A 24,513-nucleotide genomic window follows, 5' to 3' on the forward strand; every position below is an offset into this window, starting at 1 on the left:
CAGGTCCATCAGTGGCTCAACCCGTATTTCTTCACTTTGTCGAACAGCGTGGTCTTGGCCATCCCCAGTTCCTGGCTGGCCTGGGTCAGGTTGCCGCCGCTGCGCTGCAAGGCGTCGCTGAGCAGGTTGCGTTCGAAGGCTTCCACCGCTTCGGCGAAGGCCAGGCCCTGGTTGCTGCCGCTGGCGCCGGTTTTTTTGAAGGCCGGCAGGCCCAATGCGAAACGCTCGGCGACGTTGCGCAATTCGCGCACGTTGCCTGGCCAGTCGTGGCTCATCAGGTTCGACAGGGTCTGGTTGTCCAGTTCCGGCACCGCGCGGTCGAAGCGCAAAGATGACTGCTGCAGGAAGTGTTCGAACAATTGCAGGATGTCTTCGCGGCGTTCGCGCAGCGGCGGCAGTTCCAGGGTTACCACGTTCAGGCGGTAATACAGGTCGCTGCGAAACTCGCCGGCCTTGCTCGATTGATCCAGATCGGACTTGGTCGCGGCGATCACCCGGCAATCCACCGCCACGCTCTGGTTCGAGCCGAGGCGTTCAAGAGTGCGTTCCTGCAACACCCGCAGCAGTTTGATCTGCAACGGCAGCGGCATGCTTTCCACTTCATCGAGGAACAGCGTGCCGCCGTCGGCGTGCTCGATCTTGCCGATCCGACGCTTGCCGGCACCGGTGAAGGCGTTGGCCTCGTGACCGAAAATTTCACTTTCGAACAGGTTCTCCGGCAGGCCACCGCAGTTCAGCGCGACGAACTGTTTGGTGTGCCGACGGCTGAAGTCGTGCAGGCAGCGTGCAACCAATTCTTTACCGGTACCGGTCTCGCCTTCGATCAGCACGTTGGCCGAGGTATCGGCGACGTTGGCGATCAGTTCTCGCAGGTTCTGCATGGCCGGCGAGCGCCCGATGATCCGGCCTTCGAGGGAGTCGCGCTCGAACAGCTGTCGACGTAACGACGACACTTCTCGCGCCAGGCTGCGTTGCTCCAGCGCACGGCGGGCGACGTCCACCAGACGTTCCGGGGAGAAGGGTTTCTCCATGAAGTCGTAGGCGCCTTTCTGCATCGCGCCAACGGCCATGGAGATGTCGCCATGGCCGGTAATCAGCACCACCGGCAGGCTGCGATCGCGGGCCTTGAGCCGGGTCAGCAGTTCCAGGCCATCGATGCCCGGCAGGCGGATGTCGCTGATGACGATGCCGGCGAAGTTATCGCCGACCCGTTCCAGCGCTTCTTCGGCGCTGCCGACGCCCACGCAGGGAATGTCTTCCAGGGTCAGCGCCTGTTGGCAGCCGAGCAGGACATGGGGGTCGTCTTCGACGATCAGCACACTAAGGTCGTTGTTCATATTGGCTCGGCGGGAGTGGGGCTTACCAACGGTAAACTGAGAACGAAGGTGGTACCACCACTGGCCGGGTGTTCGACACCCAGATGCCCGCCAGTGGCGGCGGCCAGGCTGGCGGAAAGCGTCAGGCCGAGGCCCAGGCCTTGTTCGCCCGGTTTGGTGGTGAAGAACGGTTCGAACAGATGCTTGCGCGCTTCGGCATCGATGCCGTGGCCGTTGTCGCGTACCCGCAGACGATACTTGCCATCGAACTCCTCGCCTTCGAGCCACAACGCCGGCAGGGGCTGCGACTGCATGGCGTCGAGCGCGTTGCCGATCAGGTTGACCAGAATCTGCTCCAGACGGGTCTGGTCGATCTGCACCTGTACGTCTTCAAGGTCGCGGTGCAATTGCAGGTGCGCGCTTTCCATCCGGCCGCCCAGCAATTGCAGGGCGGCGTCTACAGCCTTGCCAAAACTGGCCTGGCCCTTGTCATCACCGCGCCGGGCGAAGGAGCGCAGGCTGGCGGTGATCCGGCCCATGCGGTCGATCAGTTCATTGATGGTCTTGAGGTTGGTGCTGGCCACATCCAGCTGACCGCGTTCCAGAAAGCGCACGGTATTGCCGGACAAGGTCCGCAAGGCGGCCAGCGGCTGGTTCAATTCGTGGGCGATGCTGGTGGACATCTGGCCGATGGCCGCCAGTTTGCCGGCCTGGACCAGTTCATCCTGGGCGCGGCGCAACGTCTCTTCCGCCTGCCGGCGTTCACGGATCTGACCCTTGAGTCGTTCGTTGCTGGCACGCAGGTCGGTGGTGCGTTCGGTAATCCGACGCTCCAGTTGATTGTTGGCTTCCTGCAAGGCTTCCCGCGCCGCGAGGCGGGTGGCGATCACCTTGCGCCGCTCATTCCAGGCGATCAGCAGAAACGCCACCAGGGCAAACGCCACCGCCACCAGAATCCCCTGATTGATCGCTTCACGCCGCAGATCCTGCAGGGGAGTGAGCAGGGTGAAATTCCATGGGGTGTCGCTCAGCGGCCGGGTTTGCGAGAGGTAGCTGATGTTCTCTTCATCGGACATCAATTCGCTGTTGGCGGGGAAGGTCAGTTTTTCCTCGCCTTCGGCGAGCTTCTCCCGCGCCAGCGGTTGCAGTTCATTCAGCGGAAACCAGTAGTACTGCAGGCTACGGGCCAGTTTTTCCTTGGTTTCTTCGCTCAATGGCACAACCGATTTAAGCCGCCGCGCCGGATCGCTGGAGAGAATGATGATGCCGTTCTCGTCGCTGACGAAGGCTTCCAGACGCGCACGCTGCCAGCGTTCTTCCATGGCTTCGAGGCGGACCTTGACCACGGCGACGCCGATGATCTTGCCGTGCTCTTCAAGCCCGTGCGCCAGGTAATAGCCGGGTTCGCCACTGGTGCTGCCAATGCCGTAGAAACGCCCCGGCTGACCGCGCACGGCATTCTGGAAATAGGCGCGGAAGGACAGGTCTTCACCCAGATAACTGTCGACATCGCGCCAGTTGCTGGTGGCCAGTACGCGACCGGTGGTGTCCATCACATAAATGGCCCGACTGCGGCTGCGCCGGTTCAGGCCTTCAAGGTATTCGTTGACCGTCTGCCGGAGTTCCGGAGACGGGTCGGCCAACAGCTTTGAAACACTGGATTCGAGTTCCAGCAGGCTGGGCAGGTAGGTGTACTTGCTGATCTCGCTCTCGACGGCGCGAGCGTGCAGTTCCAACTGACGCTGGCCATTCTCGCTAAGGCTGCGAATTCCGTAATGTTCACTGACCCAGAAGCCGATGTAACCCAATCCGATCATCAGGGCGATGACCAGTGGCGGCAGGAACAGATGGCGAATCAAACGGGGTTTCACGGCGAGTGATGGCGGCGCGGCGCGATAGAGAGTGGAGTCGCATTTCATCACAGATGCCTTGGGTCAACCACAACACAAATATCCATATACCCACAGGCCCCCTGTGGGAGCGGTGTGTGGTGGGGGCAAACCCGATCGGATCCCGTAGGAGCCAGGCTTGCCGGCGAAGGCGTTCTTAAGTGCGCTTTCGCCGGCAAGCCTGGCTCCTACGAAAAGCGGTTCACTCCCACACAAGTCCGCCCCCACATTGGTTGGGGAGCGGCGTCCGATGTTTAGTGCTGCAGAATCTTCTCGAGGAAATGCTGCGCGCGGTCGGAGCGGGCGGTGATGTCGCCGAAGAACTCTTCTTTCTTGCAGTCTTCGATGATCTTGCCCTGGTCCATGAAGATCACCCGGTCGGCCACTTTGCGCGCAAAGCCCATTTCATGGGTCACGCACATCATGGTCATGCCTTCGTGGGCCAGTTGCACCATCACGTCGAGTACTTCGTTGACCATTTCCGGGTCCAGCGCCGAGGTCGGTTCGTCGAACAGCATGACGATCGGGTCCATCGCCAGCGCACGGGCAATCGCCACACGCTGTTGCTGACCACCGGAGAGTTGGCCCGGGTGCTTTTTGGCATGGGCGGAGAGGCCTACGCGTTCGAGCAGTTGCAGGGCTTTCTTGGAAGCCTCTTCCTTGCTGCGACCCAACACCTTGACCTGTGCGATGGTCAGGTTGTCCATGATGCTCAGGTGCGGGAACAGTTCGAAATGCTGGAACACCATGCCCACGCGCGAACGCAGTTTCGGCAGGTTGGTCTTCGGGTCGGCGATGGATGTGCCATCGACTATCACGTCGCCTTTCTGGAACGGTTCCAGGGCGTTGACGCATTTGATCAGGGTGGATTTGCCGGAACCGGACGGCCCGCACACCACAATCACTTCGCCTTTTTTGACCTCGGTGCTGCAGTCAGTCAGTACCTGGAAGTCGCCATACCACTTGTTGACATTCTTGATAGAGATCATACGGCAAACCTTTTTTGCAGACGCTTGACCAGCAGCGAGGCGGCAAAGCTGATTGTGAAGTACGTGAGACCTGCGAAGATCAGGAACTCATTGGAGCGACCGATGATGTCGCCACTGGCACGGGAGGCATTGAGGAAATCCACCAGGCCCACCGCATACACCAGCGAGGTGTCCTGGAACAGGATGATGCTCTGTTGCAGCAACAACGGGGTCATCTTGCGAAACGCTTGCGGCAGGATGATCAGTCGCATCATCTGGCCGTATTCCATGCCCAACGCCTGGGCAGCGCCCATCTGACCCTTGGGGATCGACTGCACGCCAGCCCGGACGATTTCGCAGAAATACGCGGCTTCGAACATCATGAAGGCCACGATGCACGAGGCGAACGCGCCGATCGGGGTGTCTTCGCCGGTAATCCAGCGTAATACAAACGGCACCGCCAGGTAGAACCAGGTGATGACCAGCAGCAACGGGATCGAGCGGAAGTAGTTAACGTAGGCGCCGGCGATGTTCGACAGCAGTTTGTTGTGGGACAAGCGCATCAGCGCCAGGAGCGTGCCGAGGATGATCCCGCCGATCACGCCCAGGGCCATCAGCTTGAGGGTCATGATCATGCCGTTCCACAAACCCGGCAGGGACGGAATGATGCCCGAGAAGTCGAATTCCATCATTTACCCCCTACGGAAATCAGGCCCGGTACGGCGACTTTCTTCTCGACCGAACGCATCAGCAGCATCAGGCTCATGTTCAGCGTGAAGTAGATCAGCGTGGCCAGGGTGAAGGCTTCGAACAGGTTGGCGGAGAACTCGGCGGTCTGTTTGGTCTGCGCGAGCAGCTCCATCAGGCCAATCAGCGACGCGACGGAGGAGTTCTTGAATACGTTCAAAAATTCCGAGGTAAGCGGCGGAATGATGATGCGGTAAGCCTGGGGCAGCAGCACGTTCCAGTAGATCTGCGGCAGCTTGAAACCCATGGCGCGAGCGGCGGCTTCCTGGCCGCGGGGCAGCGCCTGGATACCGGTGCGCACTTGTTCGCAAACCCGAGCGGTGGTGAACAGGCCCAGGCACACGACGACGCTGAGGAACGCCGAAGTGGTGGGGTTGAGATCCTGCTTGTACCACTCCTGGATGTCCGCAGGCAGCAGATCGGGCACCAGGAAGTACCAGATGAACAGCTGAACCAGCAGCGGCACGTTACGGAAGAGTTCGACGTAGCAGGTCGCGATGCCCGATACGATGCGATTCGGTACCGTGCGCATGACGCCCAGAATCGAGCCCAGCAGCAGCGCGATGATCCAGGCTGCGACGGCAATGGCGATGGTCCAGCCCAAACCGGAGAGGTACCAGTCGAAATAAATCTCGCTGCCCACGCCGGTGGACTTGAAGAACACGCCCCAGTCCCAGTTGTAATTCATTAGGGTCTCCCCTCGGATTCGTTCGATGTACAAATGCCCGCCTGGGGAAGCTCCGTTCCCGCCCAACCGTGACGGTCGGGCACACACGAGCGGCTCGACAGCCACCGGTTCGAGTGTTTCCAGAAAATGCCAGCAGGGAGTGACAACCCCTGAAAGGGCAAAGGCTCTCTCAGGGGATAAGGTTAGTCAGAAATCAGGATTTCTTTTCGTCAGCCGCTTTGTCGGTCGGATTGGCGATCAGGGCCTTGAGCTCTTCGCTCATCGGGAACATCAGGTTCAGGCCTTTTGGCGGAATTGGCTGCATGAACCATTTTTCGTAGATCTTGTTGATCTCGCCGGACTTGTAGGTCGCGATGATGGCGTCGTCGACAGCTTTCTTGAACGGCGCGTCGCCTTTGCGAACCATGCAACCGTAAATCTCATTGGACTGCGCAGTCCCGGTCACGGCCCAGTCGGTCGGCTTCTTGGCCTTGGCCATTTCACCGGCCAGCAAGGCGTCGTCCATCATGAAAGCCACGGCACGGCCGGTTTCCAGCATCTGGAAGGACTCGCCATGGTCTTTGGCGGAGATCACGTTCATGCCCATCTGCTTGTCGGCGTTCATCGACTTGAGGATGCGCTCGGACGTGGTGCCGGCGGTGGTCACGACGTTCTTGCCTTTGAGGTCGGCGAAGTCTTTGTATGGGGAATCTTTCTTGGCCAGCAGCTTGGTGCCGATTTCGAAGATGCCGACGGAGAAGTCAACTTGCTGCTGACGTTCGACGTTGTTGGTGGTGGAGCCGCACTCGACGTCCACGGTGCCGTTTTGCACCAGCGGGATACGGGTTTGCGAGGTCACCAGGTTGTATTTGACCTGGAGGTTGGGCATGTCCAGGTCTTTCTTGATGGCTTCGACGATTTTCAGCTGGATATCGTGGGAGTAGCCAACCGGTTTGCCGGAAGCGTCCGCGATGTAGGAAAACGGAATGGAAGCGTCACGATGCCCGAGGGTGATGGTGCCGGACTCTTTGATCTTCTTCAGTGTGCCGGTGAGTTCGGCGGCGAAAACTGGAGTGCTAATCAGAGCGGCAGCAATGGCTGCGCCCAGGAGATGGGGAACGATGCGCATCAAATTTTCCTCGACATTGTTTTTATATGGAGCCAGTTCATCGGCCCTTTTTGGTGCTTCGAATGCTTGCCGGCTCCTGAAGGGGTGGCGCAACGAACATTCGTCCAAGAGTGTAGAGCATGACTCGTGCCAGGCCAGGCGATATAGATCAAGCTATTGATTTATAAGGCTATTAAATATTTATGGCGCTGAATTTTCTATTGGGCGATCCGGTTTACCGAATCGACTGGCAAGTCGCGTTCGGAAAACCGAATGAATCCCCCTCAACCTGTAGGAGCGAGGCTTGCCCGCGAAGAACGATAACGCGGTGCTCCAGGCAGACCGCGGTGATCCATTCGCGGGCAAGCCTCGCTCCTACAGTCTTGCGGGTTATGAAAAAGCCCCTGAATCATGAGATTCAGGGGCTTCGTTTCACCGGATTCCCGATCAGGCCGCTTCGATCTTGCTGCGGTTCTGTTCGAGCTTGTTCAGGTAATCTTCGAGCTTCTGCTGTTCCGCCGGGGTAGTGAACAGCCCAAGCTTTGTGCGGCGCCACAGAATGTCGTGGGCGGTGGTCGCCCATTCTTCGCTGCACAGGTAATCAACTTCGCGAGTGTAGAGACCGCCGCCGATGTGTTCGCCCAGATCATTAAGGCTTTCCACACCTTCGAGCATGCGCCAGGTGCGGCTGCCGTAAGTGGTGGCCCAACGTCGGGCGATCTCGGTGGGCACCCAGTCGAATTTGTCGCGGATCCGCGAGCTCAAGGCCTGCGGGGTGGTCATGTCTTCGCCGCCGGGCAGGGTGGCGCTGGCCGTCCAGCTCGGCTTGATGTGCGCGAAGTAAGGGGCCAGTTGCGCCAGCGCCGACTCGGCCAGTTTGCGGTAAGTCGTCAGTTTGCCGCCGAACACCGACAGCAACGGCGCTTCTTCGCCACTGCCCGACAATGCCAGGGTGTAGTCGCGAGTAACGGCCGACGGGTTGTCGGATTCGTCGTTGCACAGCGGACGAACACCGGAATAGCTGTGCAGGATGTCGCCGCGGCTGACTTGCTTCTTGAAGTGGGCGTTGACCACTTTGAGCAGGTAATCGGTTTCGCCTTCAGTGATCGCGACTTTCGCCGGGTCACCGGTGTACTCACGGTCGGTGGTGCCGATCAGGGTGAAGTGATTCAGGTACGGAATGGTGAAGACGATGCGCTGATCTTCGTTTTGCAGAATGTGCGCGTGTTCGCCTTCATATAGCTTCGGCACGATCAGGTGGCTGCCCTGGATCAGACGGATGCCATACGGCGATTCCATCTTCAGGTCATCACGGATGAACTTGGCGACCCACGGGCCGGCTGCATTGACCAGCGCTTTGGCGCGGATCGAAAACAGGCTGCCATCGGCACGCTCCAGGTTCAGATGCCACAGGCCCTTGGTGCGACGGGCACTGACGCAGCGGGTCTGGGTGTGAACGTGGGCGCCTTTCTCGCGGGCGGCCATGGCGTTCAGTACGACCAGGCGTGCGTCATCGACCCAGCAATCGGAATATTCGAAGCCTTTGGTGATTTCGCTTTTCAGTGCACTGTCCGGGCCGAACTTCAGGCTTTTCGAACCTTCGAGTTTTTCCCGTTTGCCCAGATTGTCATAAAGGAACAGGCCGGCGCGGATCATCCAGGCCGGACGCAGGTGCGGGCGGTGCGGCAGCACGAAACGCATCTGCTTGACGATGTGCGGCGCCTTGGCCAGCAGCACTTCGCGCTCGGCGAGGGCTTCGCGCACCAGGCGAAATTCGTAATGTTCGAGATAGCGCAGGCCGCCGTGGATCAGCTTGCTGCTGGCGGACGAAGTGTGGCTGGCCAGGTCATCCTTTTCGCAAAGGAATACCGCAAGACCGCGACCGGCGGCATCCGCTGCGATCCCCACGCCATTGATCCCACCACCGATGACGGCGATATCGTAAACCTCGGCGAGAGGGGGCGTAGGCAAGGTAGAAGTGGGCATCGGCTGGCCTCGGGCTTTGATTTTCTATATTGGAATTCGAACATTAATGTTCATTTACGAAAATACTAGCCCATAAAGACGCGCACAGCCAGTCAACTTCGATTGAAAATACTGATCGAAAGGCGGTTAAAGGAAAATTTACGAACATTTAGACGTGCGGCGGAGCGCTAGAGGTGTGTGGCGAATGCGGCCGTCATCGCGGGCAAGCCCGCTCCCACAAGGTTTACGCAATCCTTGTAGGAGCCAGGCTTGCCGGCGAAGTCGTACTCAAGGGTGCCTTCGCCGGCAAGCCTGGCTCCTACAGGTTGTTTAACCACCTTCGGGGTTAAACAACCTCCAACCGAATCTTGTGCTGGCTTAGCAACTGCGCCAAGGCTGGCGAGGGCTGCTGATCGGTGACCAGGCAATCGATCAGGCTGATCGGCCCCAGGCGAATCATGGCATTGCGCCCGAATTTGCTGGAGTCGGCGGCCAAAATCACCTGCCGGGCATTGGCAATGATCGCCTGGGATACCCGCACTTCCTGATAATCGAAGTCCAGCAAACTGCCGTCTTCATCGATGCCGCTGATGCCGACCAGGGCGAAGTCGACCTTGAACTGGTTAATGAAGTCGACACTCGCCTGACCGACCACGCCACCGTCACGCCGCACGTTGCCACCGGTCAGCAGCACGTCGAAATCGTCCTTGGCGCTGAGCATCGAGGCCACATGCAGGTTGTTGGTGATGATCTTCAGGTGGTTGTGGTTGAGCAGCGCCCGAGCGATGGATTCGGTGGTGGTGCCGATGTTGATGAACAGCGAGGCGTGATCGGGAATCTGAGCGGCAATGGCTTCGCCGATACGCTGTTTTTCATCGCGCATCTGATCGGCGCGCATGGCGTAGGCAGTGTTTTCGACGCTGGAGTCGTAGGCTGCGCCGCCGTGGTAGCGGCGCAACAGATTGACTTCCGCCAGTTGATTGATATCGCGGCGGATGGTTTGCGGTGTAACGACGAACAGCTGGGCCATTTCCTCGATGCTGACATAGCCGCGTTCGCGGACCAGTTCGAGGATTTGCTGCTGACGGGGAGGCAGATTCATGGGGCTTCCTTTGGGCTGCCGTGCAAAATTTGCCCATGATGCCGCAGGAATCTGCTCCCTACCAGTTAGAACCCGACCTTGGCTTATTCAGCACCCTCATGCGGTTCCCAATCACGAGTGCGGCTGACCGCTTTTTTCCAGCCGGCGTAGAGTTTTTCCTTCGCGGTTTCGTCCAGTGTCGGTTCGAACTCGCGCTCGATCACTGCCTTGCCGCGCAACTCGTCCAGGCTGCCCCAGAAGCCGCACGCCAGACCCGCCAGGTAAGCCGCGCCCAACGCGGTGGTTTCGCGCATTTTCGGACGCTCGACCTGCGTCCCGAGAATGTCGGCCTGGAATTGCATCAGGAAGTTGTTCGCGACTGCGCCGCCGTCCACGCGCAGGGACTTGAGGCGTTCGCCGGAATCCTGCTGCATGGCGTCCAGGACGTCGCGGGTCTGGTAGGCAATCGACTCCAGCGCGGCACGAATGATGTGATCCACGCGTACGCCGCGCGTCAGGCCGAACAATGCGCCACGGGCATACGGGTCCCAGTAGGGAGCGCCCAGACCGGTGAAGGCTGGCACCAGGTACACACCGTTGCTGTCCTTGACCTTGTTGGCAAAGTATTCGGTGTCGTGGGCGTCGTTGATGATTTTCAACTCGTCACGCAACCACTGCACGGTGGAGCCACCGTTGAATACCGCGCCTTCCAGGGCGTAGGCCACTTCGCCACGCGGGCCGCAAGCGATGGTGGTGAGCATGCCGTGTTTGGATTTCACCGCTTTGTCGCCGGTGTTCATCAGCAGGAAGCAACCGGTGCCATAGGTGTTTTTCGCCTGGCCTGGCTCGACGCACATTTGGCCGAAGAGGGCCGCCTGCTGGTCGCCGGCGATACCGCCAATGGCGATGCCACTTTTGGTGTGGCCGTAGATTTCGGACGAGGATTTAACTTCCGGCAGCATCTCGCGCGGGATGTCGAGGACTTCCAGCATCTTCGCGTCCCACTCCAGCGTGTGGATGTTGAAGAGCATGGTGCGCGAGGCGTTGGTGTAGTCGGTGACGTGTACTTTACCGCCGGTAAATTTCCAGATCAGCCAGCTGTCTACGGTGCCGAACAGCAGTTCACCCTTGCGCGCACGTTCACGGCTGCCTTCGACGTTGTCGAGGATCCACTTGAGCTTGGTGCCAGAGAAGTACGGATCGGTGACCAGGCCAGTGGTGTCGCTGATGTATTGCTCGTGACCATCGCGCTTGAGCTGTTGGCAGATTTCGGTGCTGCGCCGGCACTGCCAGACGATCGCGTTGTAGATCGGGCGGCCGGTGGTCTTGTCCCAGACCACGGTGGTTTCGCGCTGGTTGGTGATGCCGATGGCTGCGACCTGATCGTGATGCAGGCCGGCTTGAGCCAGGGCCTCGACCATCACGGCGCTTTGGGTGGCGAAGATTTCCATCGGGTCATGTTCGACCCAACCGGCTTGCGGGTAATGCTGCGCGAATTCGCGCTGGGCGGTGCAGACCACGTTCGCGTCACGGTCGAAAATGATCGCGCGGGAGCTGGTCGTACCCTGATCGAGGGCAATGATGTAGTTCTTATTCTGTATGTCGGTCATGTCGATTGCCTTGGACGAAAATTAGGAAGTGAGGTCAGGCGCGGCACCCCATGGGCAGGATCACGCGCCAACGGTTTCAAGACGTTCTTGGTTTGCCGTCAATGGCCGGTACTGCATCCTTTGTAGCAGGTATGGCGCTGGGCAGATGACGGGCAATCAGCCCGCGATAAGCTGCAGCACCGAGGCAGGCACCGACAATCGGTGCAAAAATCGGGATCAGGAAGTACGGGATATCGCGCCCGCCAGTGAAGGAAATTTCACCCCAGCCGGCGAAGAAAGTCATCAGTTTAGGACCGAAGTCTCGGGCCGGGTTCATCGCGAAACCGGTCAACGGGCCCATCGAGCTACCAATCACGGCAATCAGCAGGCCGATCAGCAACGGCGCCAGTGGCCCTTTGGGCAGACCGTTGTTGTCATCGGTCAACGACATGATCACGCCCATCAATATGGCGGTGATGATCACTTCAACCAAAAAGGCCTGGGCAGTGGTCAGGGCAGGGTTCGGGAAAGTGGAGAACACCGACGCCAATTCAAGGCTGGCCTGGGTGCCACGAACCATTTGGTGAGTTTGTTCGAAATCGAAGAAAAGGTTGCTGTACAGCGTGTAAACCAACAAGGCCCCGCAAAAGGCGCCGGCCACCTGAGAGAAGATATAGAAAGGCAGTTTGCGCTTTTCGAAGTCAGCGAAAATGCTCAGCGCGATACTCACGGCAGGATTGAGGTGCGCGCCGGAAACGCCGGCGGTGAGGTAGATCGCCATGCTGACGCCCACCCCCCAGATGATGCTGATTTCCCACAGTCCGAAGCTGGCACCCGCCACCTTGAGCGCGGCAACGCAGCCGGTACCGAAAAAGATGAGCAGTGCAGTACCCAGAAACTCGGCCATGCATTGGCTCGAGAGCGACGGTTGTTGTAAAGCAGTTGTCATTGAAAACCTCTTTTTTGTTGTTGTCTGGCGCTTTTTGATCAAAGTCAAAGCGCGATTTTCACCGAGGCAGGATCCCCATCCTGTGTTCGGCTTACTGCTGGGTGCTGCGGTGAGACATTCGTACAGTATTCAGATTCGAAAAAATATAGACAAGAAACGCTGCTGTCAAAGGTCGAAAGTGAACTGTCGGTCACATTTCAACTATTAGTCACGTGAATGACCGCATCGTTCATCAGGCAGGCCGACCGTGGACGAACGGCACAGTAGCCCGGCAAAGCTTTTGAAATAGCGTTGTAATAGAGCCTTTTATCGATCAATGACCTAGAATCCTGCGCAGTATTTTTTCTTCTGCCGCCAAGCTTGGAGCTGCCATGACCCCCGCATTGGATTTGTTGAAAAAAGTTCGTGCCGAACATCGCGTGCACAGTTACGAACATGATCCGAAGGCAGCGTCCTATGGTCTGGAGGCCGCGGAAAAACTGGGGTTGGACCCGGCGCAGGTGTTCAAGACATTGCTGGCGGCCAGCGAAAAGGGGGAATTGTTGGTGGCAGTGGTGCCGGTCGTCGGAAGTCTGGATTTGAAGGCGCTGGCGCAGGCCGCTGGCGTAAAGAAAGTCGAAATGGCCGATCCCGCAGCTGCACAGCGCTCGACAGGTTATCTGTTAGGCGGCATCAGTCCACTCGGGCAGAAGAAGCGTCTGCGTACCTTTATTGATCGTTCGGCTCAGCCTTTTTCCAGCATCTTCGTCAGCGCCGGACGGCGTGGACTGGAAGTGGAACTGGCGCCCGCTGTGTTGGCCGAACACACCCAGGCGAAGTTCGCCGATATCGGTCGCCCCTGAACAGAAGGCCTCGGGCGTTCAGCCTGTATGGTGGAAATTGATTCGTTCTGTCACTGGTGAAGGGCTCTTCGTGGCTTCATGCTCGTCGACCTGAAAAAGGGAGAAATGGCATGCAGCTAGAGTTTCATCAGGTGGACGCGTTCAGTGATCGGCCGTTCAGTGGCAACCCGGCGATGGTGTACCGGCTCGATACCTGGCTCGACGATGAGTTAATGCAAAAAATCGCCGCCGAACACAACCTCGCCGAAACCGCGTTTCTGGTGCGTGAGGGTCCTGTCTGGCACATTCGCTGGTTTACCCCCACCACCGAAGTCCCGTTATGCGGCCATGCGACCCTGGCCAGCGCCTATGTTCTGTTTGAAATCTATAAGGAACCGGTCGAGCGACTGGACTTCATCTGCAAGTCCGGCCCGCTGAGTGTCAGTCGTGAGGGCGAGCGCTTGTGGCTGGATTTCCCGGCCATCGTGCCGACAGAAGTGGGCGTGACCCTGGATATCGAGCGCGCCTTGGGTGTGAAAACAGTCGAAGTGCTGGGTTCGAAAGAATTGTTCGTGGTGCTGGAGTCCGAGCGAGCGGTGCTCGATTGTCAGCCGGACATGGTTGCGCTGGCAAAGCTGCCGTGGCTGGGCGCCATTGTGACGGCCAAGGGCAACAAGCATGATTTTGTGTCGCGATACTTTGCCCCGGCAATCGGCATCAACGAAGACCCAGTGACCGGGTCGACCCATTGCAGCCTGATTCCGTATTGGTCGGAACGCTTGAGCAAGTCGAGTCTGACGGCTTATCAGTGTTCGGCGCGAGGCGGGGAGTTGTTCTGCCAGATGGAAGGGGATCGGGTCAGTATTGGCGGGAATGCAACGCTGGTTGCGAGCGGCAAATTAATGCTCGGATGATTTTTTTTTGTAGGAGCGAGGCTTGCCAGCGAAGGTGTCGTGTCAGTCGACATCATCATTGACTGGCACGACGCCTTCGCGGGCAAGCCTCGCTCCTACAGATTCTGGTGTCAGCTGGCGGTGCTGTACCGCCGAACACCGGATTCGATCACCGGTATCTGCGCCGCCGTGCTGCCGTTCGCCTGGAACAGCACCAAGTGTTCAGCCGCCACCCGAATGCCTACTTCAGCACCGACCAGATGATCAGCATGACTCGGGAAAATCGACTCCAGCTGCGCGCCCGTAGACAACTGCAAGCGGTACAGAGTCGATGCCCCCTGGAAGCTCTTGCCAATAATCTGTGCCCTTAGTGGGCTGTCCGGCGCATAGACGATATCGTCCGGACGCAACAACACATCCACAGCACAACCGATCGGCCAGGTGTAGGCACGGTTGCCGCGCAATTCACCCAACTCGGTCTGCACCGACTCCGGGCTGCTCAACTGGCCGCGAATGAAGTAACCCTGGCCAATGAAACTGGCCACGAATGGCGTCAGGGGTTCGTGATAGAGGTTGTAGGGCGTGTCCCACTGCTCCAGGCGACCTTCCTTGAAAACGCCCACGTGGTCACTGACCGCGAAGGCTTCTTCCTGATCGTGGGTCACCAGGATTGCACTGGTGCCGCGCGCCTTGAGAATGGCGCGTACTTCATGACTGAGCTTGCGTCGCAATTCGCCGTCGAGGTTAGAGAACGGTTCGTCGAGCAACAGCAGTTGCGGTTCCGGCGCCAGGGCGCGGGCCAACGCCACACGTTGCTGCTGGCCACCGGACAGCTCATGGGGGAAGCGCTTGCCGAGGTTTTTCAGGTTGACCAGTTCGAGCAGCTCTTCGGTGATGCGATCCTTTTGCGGATGCTTGCGGATCCCGAAAGCGATGTTCTCGGCCACGCTCAAATGCGGAAACAGTGCGTAATCCTGAAACACCATGCCGATCCGGCGCTTCTCCGGGGCAAGGGTGAAACCGGCGCTGGAGATGGTCTCGCCCGCCAACTGGATTTCACCTTCGTGCACCGGTTCAAAGCCGGCAATCGCCCGCAGGGTGGTGGTTTTGCCGCAGCCCGAAGACCCCAGCAGGCAACCGATATCCCCAGCATTCAAATGCAGGTTGAGGTTCTGCACAACCCGCTGGTTTTGATAACCGCAGGCCAGGTTGCGCAGGTTCAGCAGTAATGGCTGGCTCATGCGTGGTGGTACGAAGGCGGGACGAGGAATTCGAGCAAGGCCTTTTGTGCATGAAGACGGTTTTCGGCTTGATCCCAGGCCACCGAACGCGAGTCGTCGAGCAGGTCGAGGCTGATTTCCTCACCACGGTGGGCCGGCAGGCAATGCATGAACAGCACGTCCGGCGCGGCCAGGTCGAGCAGGGCACGGTTGACCTGGAACGGTGCGAACAACTTCAGGCGCTTGGCGGTTTCCTCTTCCTGGCCCATGGAGGTCCAGACGTCGGTGCTCACCAGGTGCGCGCCGCGCACGGCTTCCTGCGGGTCGCGGACGATGGTCACCCGATCGCCGGCTTTAGCCACGAACTCAGGGTTGGGTTCGTAACCTTCCGGGCAGGCGATGCGCAACTGGAAGTCGAACTGGATCGCCGCTTCTATATAGCTGTTGCACATGTTGTTGCCATCGCCGATCCAGGCCACGGTCTTGCCTTGAATCGAACCACGGTGTTCGAGGAAGGTTTGCATGTCGGCCAGCAATTGGCAGGGGTGCAGGTCATCGGACAGGCCATTGATCACCGGCACGCGGGAATTGGCGGCGAATTCGGTCAGGGTGCTGTGGGCAAAGGTACGGATCATCACCGCATCGAGCATGCTCGACATGACGATGGCGCAGTCGCCGATCGGCTCGCCGCGACCCAATTGGGTGTCGCGTGGCGACAGGAATATCGCCTGGCCGCCGAGCTGGATCATGCCGGCTTCGAACGAGATGCGGGTGCGGGTCGAGGACTTCTCGAAAATCATCCCCAGGACGCGGTTTTTCAAAGGCTCGAACAGTACGCCGCGGTTACGCAGGTCCTTGAGCTCAACGCCTCGACGGATCACGCTGACCAGCTCTTCGGGCGTGCAATCCATCAGGGAGAGAAAGTGCCTTGCGCTCATCATTGACTACCTTTTTGCAACAGACCGCAGATACTCAAAGCCTTGTTTAACTGAAAAACGGGCGAGACCTGCGGCGTAAGCCGCACGGGGCGACGAAATAGGGGAAGGCGCGATATTGACATTAAATGTCGCGTTTTTCCAATGGGCTACGGTGTTTAGAGGATTTCAGAGGGGCTACGGGTGACCGCAGTAGCGCTTTTGAAGCCTGTTTCCTGACAGCAGCCAACCATTTGTACACCGGGCTCGCCGGGCTTGGCAATCAAACAGGGCGCGGGCGACACGCTGACGGTCGGTTTTTGACCTGTCATTCGGGCCTTTGGCGGGCATTGTGTCTTGTCCGAAACATTTGCTAAAGCAAAGTGCTGGGTTATAACTAGAGCACGAGCGACGCAGGAAGCCCTTGGAATGGAATCGAAAGAACAGCTGTTGATGGAGCTACTCGGCCTTACGGCCCGCTCCCTGACCCACCTCACTGCTTCCATGACCTCGATGTCTTTCGAGCTGTTGCGCAGTGAAGACGAAGTCACGAAGGTAGCTGGCCGGCGCATGATCGACCGCATGGCGACCGTCAGCGCCGGGCTCGACGAACATTGGCGACTGATCGGCGAGCTCACCGGCGTGCATGTTGCCCATGAGCAGATCGAAACCATCGAGGAGATCCAGTTGCAGGCGCCGCCGAGTCTGCCATCGAACTGATCCCTTGCTGCCATCGGCTGGCCTGATAGTCGCCGATTCACAAGACGAACGTCGCTGGCAAAGGGGCGGATCGCGCGCCATAGTTTTGTTCCCGCGGCCGCTATTGCCCGCCCAGAACAAAACAGAGACTGGCCATGACCAAGACTCTCCATCACCGTGCGTGCCACCTGTGTGAAGCCATCTGCGGCCTGACCATCGAAACCTCTGAGGTCGAAGGCAGCGGCGTACAGATCACCTCGATCAAGGGTGATCCGCAGGACACCTTCAGCCGTGGGCACATCTGCCCCAAAGCGGTTGCCCTGCAAGACATTCAAAATGATCCGGATCGCCTGCGTCAGCCGATGCTGCGAACAGGCAGCGAATGGCAGCCTATCGAGTGGGAAGACGCTTTCAGTCTTGTAGCCGAACGCCTGGCGGCGATTCAGGAGCGTCACGGGCAGAACGCGGTGGCGGTCTATCAGGGCAACCCCAGCGTGCATAACTACGGGTTGATGACCCACAGCAATTATTTCCTCGGCCTGCTGAAAACCCGCAACCGGTTTTCCGCGACATCGGTCGATCAGTTGCCCCATCACCTGACCAGTCATTTGATGTACGGCCACGGCTTGCTGCTGCCGATCCCGGACATCGATCACACCGATTTCATGCTGATCCTGGGCGGCAATCCACTGGCCTCCAACGGCGGCATCATGACCGTGCCGGATGTCGAGAAGCGCCTTAAGGCGATTCAGGCCCGGAGCGGCAAAGTGGTGGTGGTCGATCCGCGTCGCAGCGAGACGGCGGCGATGGCTGACCAGCATCTGTTCGTACGCCCCGGCGGCGATGCGGCGCTGTTGTTCGGGCTGCTCAATACCTTGTTCGCTGAAAGTCTGACCTGCGACAGTCATTTGCCGGTCGATGGCCTGGATGAGGTGCGTGAAGCGATCGCAGGGTTCACCGCCGAGGCCATGAGCCCGCTGTGCGCGGTGCCCGCCGAGCAGATCCGCCAACTGGCACGGGACTTCGCGGCAGCGCCGACAGCGGTCTGCTACGGGCGCATGGGGGTTTCGACCCAGGCTTTCGGTACCCTGTGCCATTGGCTGGTGCAGCTGATCAATCTGGTCACCGGCAACCTTGACCGCGTGGGCGGTGCGTTGTGCACCGAGCCTGCGGTGGATCTGGTGGCATCGACCTCGGGCGGGCATTTCAACCGCTGGCAGAGCCGCGTGTCCGGGCGTCCGGAATACGCCGGAGAACTGCCGGTATCGGCGTTGGCCGAAGAAATGCTCACCGAAGGGGAAGGGCAGGTCCGCGCGCTGATCACCGTGGCGGGTAATCCGGTGCTGTCCACGCCCAATGGCCGGCAACTGGAGCAGGCACTGGACGGATTGGAATTCATGGTCAGCATTGACCTGTACATCAATGAAACCACGCGTTATGCCGACCTGATCCTGCCGTCGACTTCGGCGCTGGAAAACGATCATTACGACACCACGTTCAACATGTTCGCGGTGCGCAACGTCACCCGCTTCAACCGGGCGATCCTGGCCAAGCCCGAAGGTGCGCTGCATGACTGGGAAATTTTCGTGGGGCTGGCCAAAGCCTTTGCGACCAGGACCGGCAAGGAACTGAAACCGACCATCGCGCCAGCGCAGATGATCGACCGAGGGCTGCGGATGGGCCTGTATGGCGACGCTTCGGAACACAAACTGTCGCTGGCGACCTTGTTCGATCATCCTCACGGTATCGACCTCGGGGCGCTCAAACCCAACCTGGCGCCACGCCTGAAAACGGCCAATCAGCGAGTCCAGGCAGCGCCTGTCGAGATTCTCGCCGACCTGGCGCGCTTCGCGGCGCTACAAGCACCGGCTGCCGATGAGCTGCTGATGATCGGCCGCCGCCATGTGCGCAGCAACAACTCATGGATGCACAACTATCACCGTCTGGTGAAGGGCAAACCGCGCCATCAACTGCTGATGAACCCGGATGACCTGGCCAGCCGCGGGCTCCACGATGGGCAACGAGTGCGCGTCAGTTCGCGGGTCGGGGTGATCGAGGTTGAAGTGGTCGCCAGCCTGGATATGATGAAAGGTGTGGTCAGCCTTCCTCACGGTTGGGGTCATGCGCGACCGGGTGTGCAGATGACGATTGCCAGCGGTCAACCCGGCTCCAGCGCCAATGACCTGACTGACGAATGTCAGCTCGATGAGTTGTCGGGTAATGCGGCGTTGAACGGCGTGCCGGTTACCGTGGCGGCAGCGTGAACATGACTGTCGGGGAGGCCGAGCATGGCGCTCGGGTTTCCGTTACAATGCGCCACCGTGCCGACCACTGAGTCGGAAAGTTCAGCCGAGGTGCTCCATGGATATCATCGAAACGATTAAAGAGCAGATTGCCAACAACACCATTCTGCTTTACATGAAAGGCTCGCCGAATGCCCCACAGTGTGGGTTCTCCGCGAAAGCCGCTCAGGCTGTAATGGCCTGTGGCGAAAAGTTTGCCTATGTGGACATCCTGCAGAACCCGGAAATCCGCGCCAACCTGCCAAAGTACGCCAACTGGCCAACCTTCCCGCAATTGTGGGTCGGTGGTGAACTGGTCGGCGGTAGCGACATCATGACTGAAATGGCTGCTGACGGTTCGTTGCAAGCGACGATCAAAGCCGCTGTTGAAGCTGCTGCGGCCAACAAGACCGACGCCTGATTCGGTACCTGTGTAGGAGCGAGGCTTGCCCGCGAAGAACGATGATGCGGTTTATCAGTAACACCGCGTTATCGTTCTTCGCGGGCAAGTCGGATCGCCGCCCGCTCGCTCCTACAAAGGCGTGTCTCGTCCTGAAATAGGTTTACACCCGTTTCAGGACGAGACAGCACACATAAAAAAGCCCCGCCTCTATAAAAGAGAGCGGGGCTTTTTATTGCGTCGCGATTAGCGGCGTAGCATTTACTCTTCGCCCATCTGCGACTGCAGATAGTTCTCAAGACCGACTTTATCGATCAGGCCCAGTTGGGTTTCCAGCCAGTCGATATGTTCTTCTTCGGATTCAAGAATGTCTTCGAGCAGTTCACGGCTACCGAAGTCGCCAACAGTTTCGCAGTGAGCGATAGCGACTTTCAGATCGGCATGGCCGTCGCGTTCGATCTTCAAGTCACACTCAAGCATTTCCTTGGTGTGTTCGCCGATGTTCAGCTTGCCCAGGTCCTGGACGTTCGGCAGGCCTTCAAGGAACAGGATGCGCTTGATCAGCTTGTCGGCGTGCTTCATCTCGTCGATGGATTCGTGGTACTCGTGCTTGCCGAGCTTGTTCAGACCCCAATCTTCATACATGCGCGCATGCAAAAAGTATTGATTGATCGCGACCAGCTCATTGGCAAGGATCTTGTTGAGATGCTGGATGACTGTAATGTCGCCTTTCATGATGGGGTCCTGCCCTGTATTAGCTGTCTATAAGGCAGAGTTTGAGCCGCGTAATTAAGAGTGTCAAACCTAAGTTATTGAAACTTAAATGAAAATTAATCGGAATAAGAATGTTTGTGTTCCGCGTCTAGTGCCTAAGCGGTTGATTTTCAGACATAAAAAAACCGGACATCAAGTCCGGTTCTTTGTAATACGGTCATTATGCGGCGGTAAATTCTGCGGGGTAGGGGATCGACGCCTGGGCCGATTGCAGTTTGCCCAGGGTTTCACGGACCACTTCCTTGGCAAGGCAGGCGCATTTACCGCATTGGCTGGCAACGCCGGTGGCTTGACGTACTTCCCGATAGCTGCAGCAACCTTCATAGATTGCATCGCGGATTTGACCGTCGGTGACGCCAGTGCAGAGGCAGACATACATAAGTGAAAACCGTCGCTGGTTGTGACTCAATTGCGATGGATCTTAATGTTAACGAGAATGATTGTCAAAGTGGTTTCTGAAAGGTTTTCGTCATAAGGGCATGTGACTGACGAACGGTTTCTTCTCACGTTGTCAGGAGAAAAATATAGCAGCGGTCTTTTTACCTTCCAGGAAAAAAACCATTAAGGCGCTAAGGACAGGTGAAAAACGCGGTGTATGATGGTCGGCCTTTTGCGAAGCAGGTTTGTGTCACAGGGCTGTCGCCCGAGGGTGGCAGGCTGGCATGAACCCTGTTCTTCAACGTTATTACACCAGGAGATATCCAATGAGCGTACTCGTAGGCAAACAAGCCCCTGACTTCACCGTACCGGCCGTACTCGGCAATGGCGAAATCGTAGACAGCTTCACCCTGTCCTCGGCCATCAAAGGCAAATACGGCCTGGTGTTCTTCTACCCACTGGACTTCACCTTCGTTTGCCCGTCCGAGCTGATCGCTCTGGACAACCGCATGTCTGACTTCAAGGCACGCAACGTGGAAGTGGTAGCCGTTTCGATCGACTCGCACTTCACCCACAACGCCTGGCGCAACACCCCGGTCAACAATGGTGGCATCGGCGAAGTTCGCTACACCATGGCGGCCGACCTGAAGCACGAAATCGCCAAGGCCTACGACGTTGAGTCCGAAGGCGGCGTGGCTTTCCGTGGCGCGTTCCTGATCGACGACAAAGGCGTTGTCCGCTCGCAGATCATCAACGACCTGCCGCTGGGCCGTAACATCGAAGAGCTGATCCGTCTGGTCGACGCTCTGCAATTCCACGAAGAGCACGGCGAAGTTTGCCCTGCCAACTGGAAAAAAGGCGACAAAGGCATGACCGCTTCCACCGAAGGTGTTGCGGCTTACCTGACCGAGAACGCTGCTGCGCTGTAAGGCACGTTCGAGGCATAAAAAAACCGGCTGATAAGGCCGGTTTTTTTATGGGCGGGATAAACCCATGCTGTTCATCGATGGCGAGGGAGCAAGCTCCCTCGCCATCGATTAGTAACAGATCAGTCGTTGTAGTCTTCCCAGCCGCCCATTTGTTTCCAGCGATTGACGATGCCGCAGAACAGCTCGGCAGTCTTCTCGGTGTCGTAGCGAGCCGAATGAGCCTCGCGACCGTCGAAATCTATATCGGCTGCCTGACAGGCCTTGGCCAATACGGTTTGACCGTAGGCCAGACCTGCGAGGGTCGCGGTATCGAAGCTGGAAAATGGATGAAACGGGTTACGTTTCATGTCCAGGCGTGCGACAGCGGCGTTGAGGAAGCCCAGATCGAAGCTGCTGTTGTGCCCGACCAGAATCGCCCGTTTGCAGCCGTTGGCTTTCAGGGCCTTGCGGATGCCGCGGAAAATATCAGTCAGGGCTGCTTCTTCACTCACGGCCATGCGCAACGGGTGATCGAGCTTGATCCCGGTGAACTCCAGAGCGGCCGCTTCGATGTTCGCGCCTTCAAATGGCTCGACGCGGAAGAAGTAGGTGTGATCGGGATACACAAAGCCTTTTTCGTCCATGGCGATGGTGGTCGCCGCAATTTCCAGCAGGGCATCGGTGGCCGAATTGAAGCCACCGGTTTCTACGTCGACGACAACCGGCAGGTAACCACGGAATCTGGCAGCCATTGGATGACGAGGACCACCTCCGTTGCCTTGACCGTCCTGTTCGTCGTCGAAATGGTCTTCACTCACGCGTGTTCCTCCAGCAGGCGCCAGCGCAGTTTTTCACCGGCGCGCAGCGGGATTACAGTCAGCTCGCCAAACGGCAGGCTGGTTGGGGCGGTCCACTCATCGCGGACCAGGGTGATGCGATCGGTATTCGCCGGCAGGCCGTAGAAGCGCGGGCCGTTGAGGCTGGCGAAGGCTTCAAGCTTGTCCAGCGCGTTGCGCTGTTCAAAGGCTTCGGCATACATCTCGATTGCGGCATAAGCGGTGTAGCAACCGGCACAGCCGCAAGCCGCTTCTTTGGCGTGCTGGGCATGGGGCGCCGAGTCGGTGCCGAGGAAGAACTTGTCGCTGCCACTGGTGGCGGCGTCGAGCAGGGCTTCCTGGTGAGTATTGCGCTTGAGGATCGGCAGGCAATAGAAGTGCGGCCGAATCCCGCCCACCAGCATGTGGTTGCGGTTGTACAGCAGGTGATGCGCGGTGATGGTAGCGCCGACGTTGGCCGAAGCCTCGTTGACGAACTGCACGGCGTCAGCGGTGGTGATGTGTTCGAACACCACTTTGAGGGTCGGGAAACGCTCGACCACTCGACGCATGTGCTCGTCGATGAAGATTTTTTCGCGATCGAAAACGTCGACATCGCCACGGGTGACTTCACCGTGAACCAACAAGGGCATCCCGACGTCGGCCATGGCCTCGAGTGCAGGGAAAATCTTGTCGATGCTGGTGACGCCAGAGTCCGAGTTGGTGGTCGCGCCGGCCGGGTACAACTTGGCGGCGTGAACGAAACCGCTGGCCTTGGCCTCACGAATTTCTTCGGGCTGGGTGCGGTCGGTCAGGTACAGAACCATCAGCGGTTCGAAACGGCTGCCGGCCGGACGCGCGGCGAGAATCCGCTGGCGATAGCCATTGGCTTCAGCCGCGTTGCGCACCGGCGGTACCAGGTTGGGCATGATGATGGCGCGACCAAAGGTGCGCGCGACATCCGCGACGGTATTGGGCAACACAGCACCATCGCGAAGATGAATATGCCAGTCGTCGGGACGCAGCAGGGTCAGGCGGTCGGACATGAGGGGATTCCAGGCGGGTCAAACTCAGGGGAATGCTACCGGAAAAGACTCTTGCAGGCACTCGCTATCAAGTTTTGCGGCAAGCTTCCGATATCCAACAGGTATGCCGTAAATATGTGTGTCGGTCTTTTTGTTGCACAAGCCAGTGGAGCCTCCCGTGCGCCAGCGTTATTTAGCCTTGCTCAGTGTGTTTGCCAGCCTTCCTGCGATGGCGCTCACTTTCCAGACCCGTCTGGAGAGCATCGAGTGGACGGTCGAAGGTGACAAGTTCGAATGCCGCCTGACTCAACCCATCACCGATTTCGGCTCGGGAGAGTTCGTGCGTCGTGCCGGCGAACAGGCGACATTTCGCTTGAAGGCCTACAACTCGATGATCGGTGGCGGTTCCGCGACCTTGCTGGCGGCCGCTGCGCCATGGCAGCCGGGGCGTGGCGACATCAACCTGGGGTCGGTACGAATCGGCAGTGGCAACGTGCTGTTCAACAGCTCGCAAGTTCAGGCCGGGCGCTTGATCAGCGGGTTACTGGACGGTCGCAGCCCAGTGGTTCGACACTCCTCGGGCGAGGGGCGGGTATCTGAAGTCCGCCTGCTGCCGGTCAAATTCAGCAAGGCCTACAGTGACTACCAGGGTTGCGTGGCCAAGTTGCTGCCGCAGAATTTTGAACAGGTGAAGCAATCCGAAGTCGGCTTTCCGGGGGAGGGCATTGATCTAGACGCCCAAGCCAAGGCCCATTTGCAGGTCATGCTGGAATTCATGAAAGCCGATCCGACGGTCAACCACATCGAACTCGATGGCCATTCCGACAACAGCGGCAATCGCCTGACCAACCGCGAACTGTCGCGACGCAGGGCGCTGGCCGTGATGGATTTCTTCAAGGCCAATGGTATCCAGGAATCGCAGATCACCCTGCGTTTTCACGGTGAGCGCTATCCTCTGGCACCGAACAACACTGCCGCCAATCGGGCGAAAAACCGCCGGGTCGCCGTACGCCTTGAACGGGTAGCGCCGACCGAGCAACCGGCGCCTCCAGCCACTGCTTCCGCGGGCAGCGCGAAGACCTCCTGAACCCGCTGCAACCGTCGC

General features: G+C 58.7%; 23 protein-coding genes. 7 read left to right on the forward strand and 16 right to left on the reverse strand.

The features are described 5' to 3' along the window. Positions 1-8: 8 nt before the first annotated feature. From KW837_RS25845 to KW837_RS25890, 10 genes are all read right to left on the reverse strand, one after another. Positions 9-1,337, reverse strand: coding sequence for a sigma-54 dependent transcriptional regulator (locus KW837_RS25845; protein WP_218399009.1), 1,329 nt, complete (start codon positions 1,335-1,337; stop codon positions 9-11). Next, entirely contained in the window at positions 1,334-3,235 is a 1,902-nt protein-coding gene (locus KW837_RS25850; protein WP_192345596.1) for a sensor histidine kinase, read from the reverse strand. The genes KW837_RS25845 and KW837_RS25850 overlap by 4 nt, the downstream gene beginning before the upstream one ends. A 224-nt stretch (positions 3,236-3,459) precedes the next feature. Then, positions 3,460-4,194 carry an amino acid ABC transporter ATP-binding protein gene (locus KW837_RS25855; RefSeq protein WP_008069475.1) on the reverse strand — a complete coding sequence of 245 codons (735 nt, stop codon included), beginning with the start codon at positions 4,192-4,194 and terminating at the stop codon, positions 3,460-3,462. Continuing rightward, positions 4,191-4,862 (reverse strand): amino acid ABC transporter permease, encoded by a 672-nt coding sequence (locus KW837_RS25860; RefSeq protein WP_008069476.1) that lies wholly within the window; start codon positions 4,860-4,862, stop codon positions 4,191-4,193. Before KW837_RS25860 ends, KW837_RS25855 begins: the two co-directional genes overlap by 4 nt. Further along, positions 4,862-5,608, reverse strand: a complete 747-nt coding sequence (locus tag KW837_RS25865; RefSeq protein WP_008069477.1) for an amino acid ABC transporter permease — start codon at positions 5,606-5,608, stop codon at positions 4,862-4,864. The genes KW837_RS25860 and KW837_RS25865 overlap by 1 nt, the downstream gene beginning before the upstream one ends. 193 nt (positions 5,609-5,801) lie before the next feature. Further along, positions 5,802-6,716: a glutamate/aspartate ABC transporter substrate-binding protein gene (locus tag KW837_RS25870; protein WP_123500663.1), complete on the reverse strand. Its 915-nt coding sequence runs from the start codon at positions 6,714-6,716 to the stop codon at positions 5,802-5,804. Between the two features lie 426 nt (positions 6,717-7,142). Beyond that, positions 7,143-8,681 carry a glycerol-3-phosphate dehydrogenase gene (gene glpD / locus KW837_RS25875; protein WP_218399010.1) on the reverse strand — a complete coding sequence of 513 codons (1,539 nt, stop codon included), beginning with the start codon at positions 8,679-8,681 and terminating at the stop codon, positions 7,143-7,145. Between the two features lie 325 nt (positions 8,682-9,006). Next, positions 9,007-9,762: a DeoR/GlpR family transcriptional regulator gene (locus KW837_RS25880; RefSeq protein ID WP_007898523.1), complete on the reverse strand. Its 756-nt coding sequence runs from the start codon at positions 9,760-9,762 to the stop codon at positions 9,007-9,009. Positions 9,763-9,845: 83 nt separating this feature from the next. Beyond that, positions 9,846-11,351: a glycerol kinase GlpK gene (glpK, locus tag KW837_RS25885; RefSeq protein ID WP_218399011.1), complete on the reverse strand. Its 1,506-nt coding sequence runs from the start codon at positions 11,349-11,351 to the stop codon at positions 9,846-9,848. A 76-nt stretch (positions 11,352-11,427) separates the two neighbouring features. Next, on the reverse strand, positions 11,428-12,279 hold the full coding sequence (locus KW837_RS25890; protein ID WP_123500668.1) for an MIP/aquaporin family protein: 852 nt from the start codon (positions 12,277-12,279) through the stop codon (positions 11,428-11,430). A 371-nt stretch (positions 12,280-12,650) separates the two neighbouring features. Between KW837_RS25890 and ybaK the strand changes: the two genes are divergently transcribed. Together ybaK and KW837_RS25900 are read left to right on the forward strand one after the other, a co-directional pair. Continuing rightward, positions 12,651-13,121 carry a Cys-tRNA(Pro) deacylase gene (gene ybaK / locus KW837_RS25895; protein WP_218399012.1) on the forward strand — a complete coding sequence of 157 codons (471 nt, stop codon included), beginning with the start codon at positions 12,651-12,653 and terminating at the stop codon, positions 13,119-13,121. Between the two features lie 110 nt (positions 13,122-13,231). Further along, positions 13,232-14,014 (forward strand): PhzF family phenazine biosynthesis protein, encoded by a 783-nt coding sequence (locus KW837_RS25900; protein ID WP_218399013.1) that lies wholly within the window; start codon positions 13,232-13,234, stop codon positions 14,012-14,014. Positions 14,015-14,124: 110 nt separating this feature from the next. On the opposite strand, the gene KW837_RS25905 is transcribed toward KW837_RS25900, so the two are convergent. Both KW837_RS25905 and argF read right to left on the reverse strand, forming a co-directional pair. Then, entirely contained in the window at positions 14,125-15,234 is a 1,110-nt protein-coding gene (locus KW837_RS25905; protein WP_218399014.1) for an ABC transporter ATP-binding protein, read from the reverse strand. Continuing rightward, a complete protein-coding gene (gene argF / locus KW837_RS25910) occupies positions 15,231-16,151 on the reverse strand; it encodes an ornithine carbamoyltransferase (protein WP_032830187.1) in 921 nt (306 codons plus the stop codon). Before argF ends, KW837_RS25905 begins: the two co-directional genes overlap by 4 nt. Positions 16,152-16,556: 405 nt before the next feature. Here argF and KW837_RS25915 point away from each other — a divergent pair, with 405 nt between their 5' ends. From KW837_RS25915 to grxD, 3 genes are all read left to right on the forward strand, one after another. Next, complete coding sequence (locus tag KW837_RS25915) at positions 16,557-16,847, forward strand: hypothetical protein (protein WP_007898515.1); 291 nt, start codon at positions 16,557-16,559, stop codon at positions 16,845-16,847. A gap of 134 nt (positions 16,848-16,981) precedes the next feature. Further along, the gene (locus tag KW837_RS25920; protein ID WP_218399015.1) at positions 16,982-19,090 is read left to right on the forward strand and encodes a molybdopterin oxidoreductase family protein; all 2,109 of its coding nucleotides are present in this window, start codon (positions 16,982-16,984) and stop codon (positions 19,088-19,090) included. Positions 19,091-19,187: 97 nt separating this feature from the next. Continuing rightward, positions 19,188-19,529 (forward strand): Grx4 family monothiol glutaredoxin, encoded by a 342-nt coding sequence (grxD, locus tag KW837_RS25925; protein ID WP_007898513.1) that lies wholly within the window; start codon positions 19,188-19,190, stop codon positions 19,527-19,529. 240 nt (positions 19,530-19,769) lie between these two features. Here grxD and bfr read toward each other — a convergent pair whose 3' ends face one another. Together bfr and KW837_RS25935 are read right to left on the reverse strand one after the other, a co-directional pair. After that, positions 19,770-20,243, reverse strand: coding sequence for a bacterioferritin (gene bfr / locus KW837_RS25930; RefSeq protein ID WP_123500680.1), 474 nt, complete (start codon positions 20,241-20,243; stop codon positions 19,770-19,772). Between the two features lie 199 nt (positions 20,244-20,442). Then, positions 20,443-20,661 carry a bacterioferritin-associated ferredoxin gene (locus KW837_RS25935; protein ID WP_123500682.1) on the reverse strand — a complete coding sequence of 73 codons (219 nt, stop codon included), beginning with the start codon at positions 20,659-20,661 and terminating at the stop codon, positions 20,443-20,445. A gap of 325 nt (positions 20,662-20,986) precedes the next feature. On the opposite strand from KW837_RS25935, the gene KW837_RS25940 reads away from it, so the two are divergent. Continuing rightward, complete coding sequence (locus tag KW837_RS25940) at positions 20,987-21,589, forward strand: peroxiredoxin (RefSeq protein WP_007898510.1); 603 nt, start codon at positions 20,987-20,989, stop codon at positions 21,587-21,589. Between the two features lie 119 nt (positions 21,590-21,708). On the opposite strand, the gene rnt is transcribed toward KW837_RS25940, so the two are convergent. Together rnt and pyrC are read right to left on the reverse strand one after the other, a co-directional pair. Next, complete coding sequence (rnt, locus tag KW837_RS25945; RefSeq protein ID WP_008069497.1) at positions 21,709-22,386, reverse strand: ribonuclease T; 678 nt, start codon at positions 22,384-22,386, stop codon at positions 21,709-21,711. Continuing rightward, positions 22,383-23,429: a dihydroorotase gene (pyrC, locus tag KW837_RS25950; protein WP_192345602.1), complete on the reverse strand. Its 1,047-nt coding sequence runs from the start codon at positions 23,427-23,429 to the stop codon at positions 22,383-22,385. Before pyrC ends, rnt begins: the two co-directional genes overlap by 4 nt. Before the next feature lie 157 nt (positions 23,430-23,586). Between pyrC and KW837_RS25955 the strand changes: the two genes are divergently transcribed. Beyond that, positions 23,587-24,495: an OmpA family protein gene (locus tag KW837_RS25955; protein WP_123500686.1), complete on the forward strand. Its 909-nt coding sequence runs from the start codon at positions 23,587-23,589 to the stop codon at positions 24,493-24,495. The last annotated feature ends 18 nt before the right edge of the window (positions 24,496-24,513 follow it).

Origin of the sequence: Pseudomonas sp. PDM24, assembly GCF_019218905.1 — a bacterium.
Classification (GTDB): domain Bacteria; phylum Pseudomonadota; class Gammaproteobacteria; order Pseudomonadales; family Pseudomonadaceae; genus Aquipseudomonas.

Bases quoted from the DNA above. Each gene is read 5' to 3' on its own strand.
- KW837_RS25845 (WP_218399009.1), bottom strand. From the start codon at position 1,337: ATGAACAACGACCTTAGTGTGCTGATCGTCGAAGACGACCCCCATGTC.
- KW837_RS25850 (WP_192345596.1), bottom strand. From the start codon at position 3,235: ATGAAATGCGACTCCACTCTCTATCGCGCCGCGCCGCCATCACTCGCC.
- KW837_RS25855 (WP_008069475.1), bottom strand. From the start codon at position 4,194: ATGATCTCTATCAAGAATGTCAACAAGTGGTATGGCGACTTCCAGGTA.
- KW837_RS25860 (WP_008069476.1), bottom strand. From the start codon at position 4,862: ATGGAATTCGACTTCTCGGGCATCATTCCGTCCCTGCCGGGTTTGTGG.
- KW837_RS25865 (WP_008069477.1), bottom strand. From the start codon at position 5,608: ATGAATTACAACTGGGACTGGGGCGTGTTCTTCAAGTCCACCGGCGTG.
- KW837_RS25870 (WP_123500663.1), bottom strand. From the start codon at position 6,716: ATGCGCATCGTTCCCCATCTCCTGGGCGCAGCCATTGCTGCCGCTCTG.
- glpD (WP_218399010.1), bottom strand. From the start codon at position 8,681: ATGCCCACTTCTACCTTGCCTACGCCCCCTCTCGCCGAGGTTTACGAT.
- KW837_RS25880 (WP_007898523.1), bottom strand. From the start codon at position 9,762: ATGAATCTGCCTCCCCGTCAGCAGCAAATCCTCGAACTGGTCCGCGAA.
- glpK (WP_218399011.1), bottom strand. From the start codon at position 11,351: ATGACCGACATACAGAATAAGAACTACATCATTGCCCTCGATCAGGGT.
- KW837_RS25890 (WP_123500668.1), bottom strand. From the start codon at position 12,279: ATGACAACTGCTTTACAACAACCGTCGCTCTCGAGCCAATGCATGGCC.
- ybaK (WP_218399012.1), top strand. From the start codon at position 12,651: ATGACCCCCGCATTGGATTTGTTGAAAAAAGTTCGTGCCGAACATCGC.
- KW837_RS25900 (WP_218399013.1), top strand. From the start codon at position 13,232: ATGCAGCTAGAGTTTCATCAGGTGGACGCGTTCAGTGATCGGCCGTTC.
- KW837_RS25905 (WP_218399014.1), bottom strand. From the start codon at position 15,234: ATGAGCCAGCCATTACTGCTGAACCTGCGCAACCTGGCCTGCGGTTAT.
- argF (WP_032830187.1), bottom strand. From the start codon at position 16,151: ATGAGCGCAAGGCACTTTCTCTCCCTGATGGATTGCACGCCCGAAGAG.
- KW837_RS25915 (WP_007898515.1), top strand. From the start codon at position 16,557: ATGGAATCGAAAGAACAGCTGTTGATGGAGCTACTCGGCCTTACGGCC.
- KW837_RS25920 (WP_218399015.1), top strand. From the start codon at position 16,982: ATGACCAAGACTCTCCATCACCGTGCGTGCCACCTGTGTGAAGCCATC.
- grxD (WP_007898513.1), top strand. From the start codon at position 19,188: ATGGATATCATCGAAACGATTAAAGAGCAGATTGCCAACAACACCATT.
- bfr (WP_123500680.1), bottom strand. From the start codon at position 20,243: ATGAAAGGCGACATTACAGTCATCCAGCATCTCAACAAGATCCTTGCC.
- KW837_RS25935 (WP_123500682.1), bottom strand. From the start codon at position 20,661: ATGTATGTCTGCCTCTGCACTGGCGTCACCGACGGTCAAATCCGCGAT.
- KW837_RS25940 (WP_007898510.1), top strand. From the start codon at position 20,987: ATGAGCGTACTCGTAGGCAAACAAGCCCCTGACTTCACCGTACCGGCC.
- pyrC (WP_192345602.1), bottom strand. From the start codon at position 23,429: ATGTCCGACCGCCTGACCCTGCTGCGTCCCGACGACTGGCATATTCAT.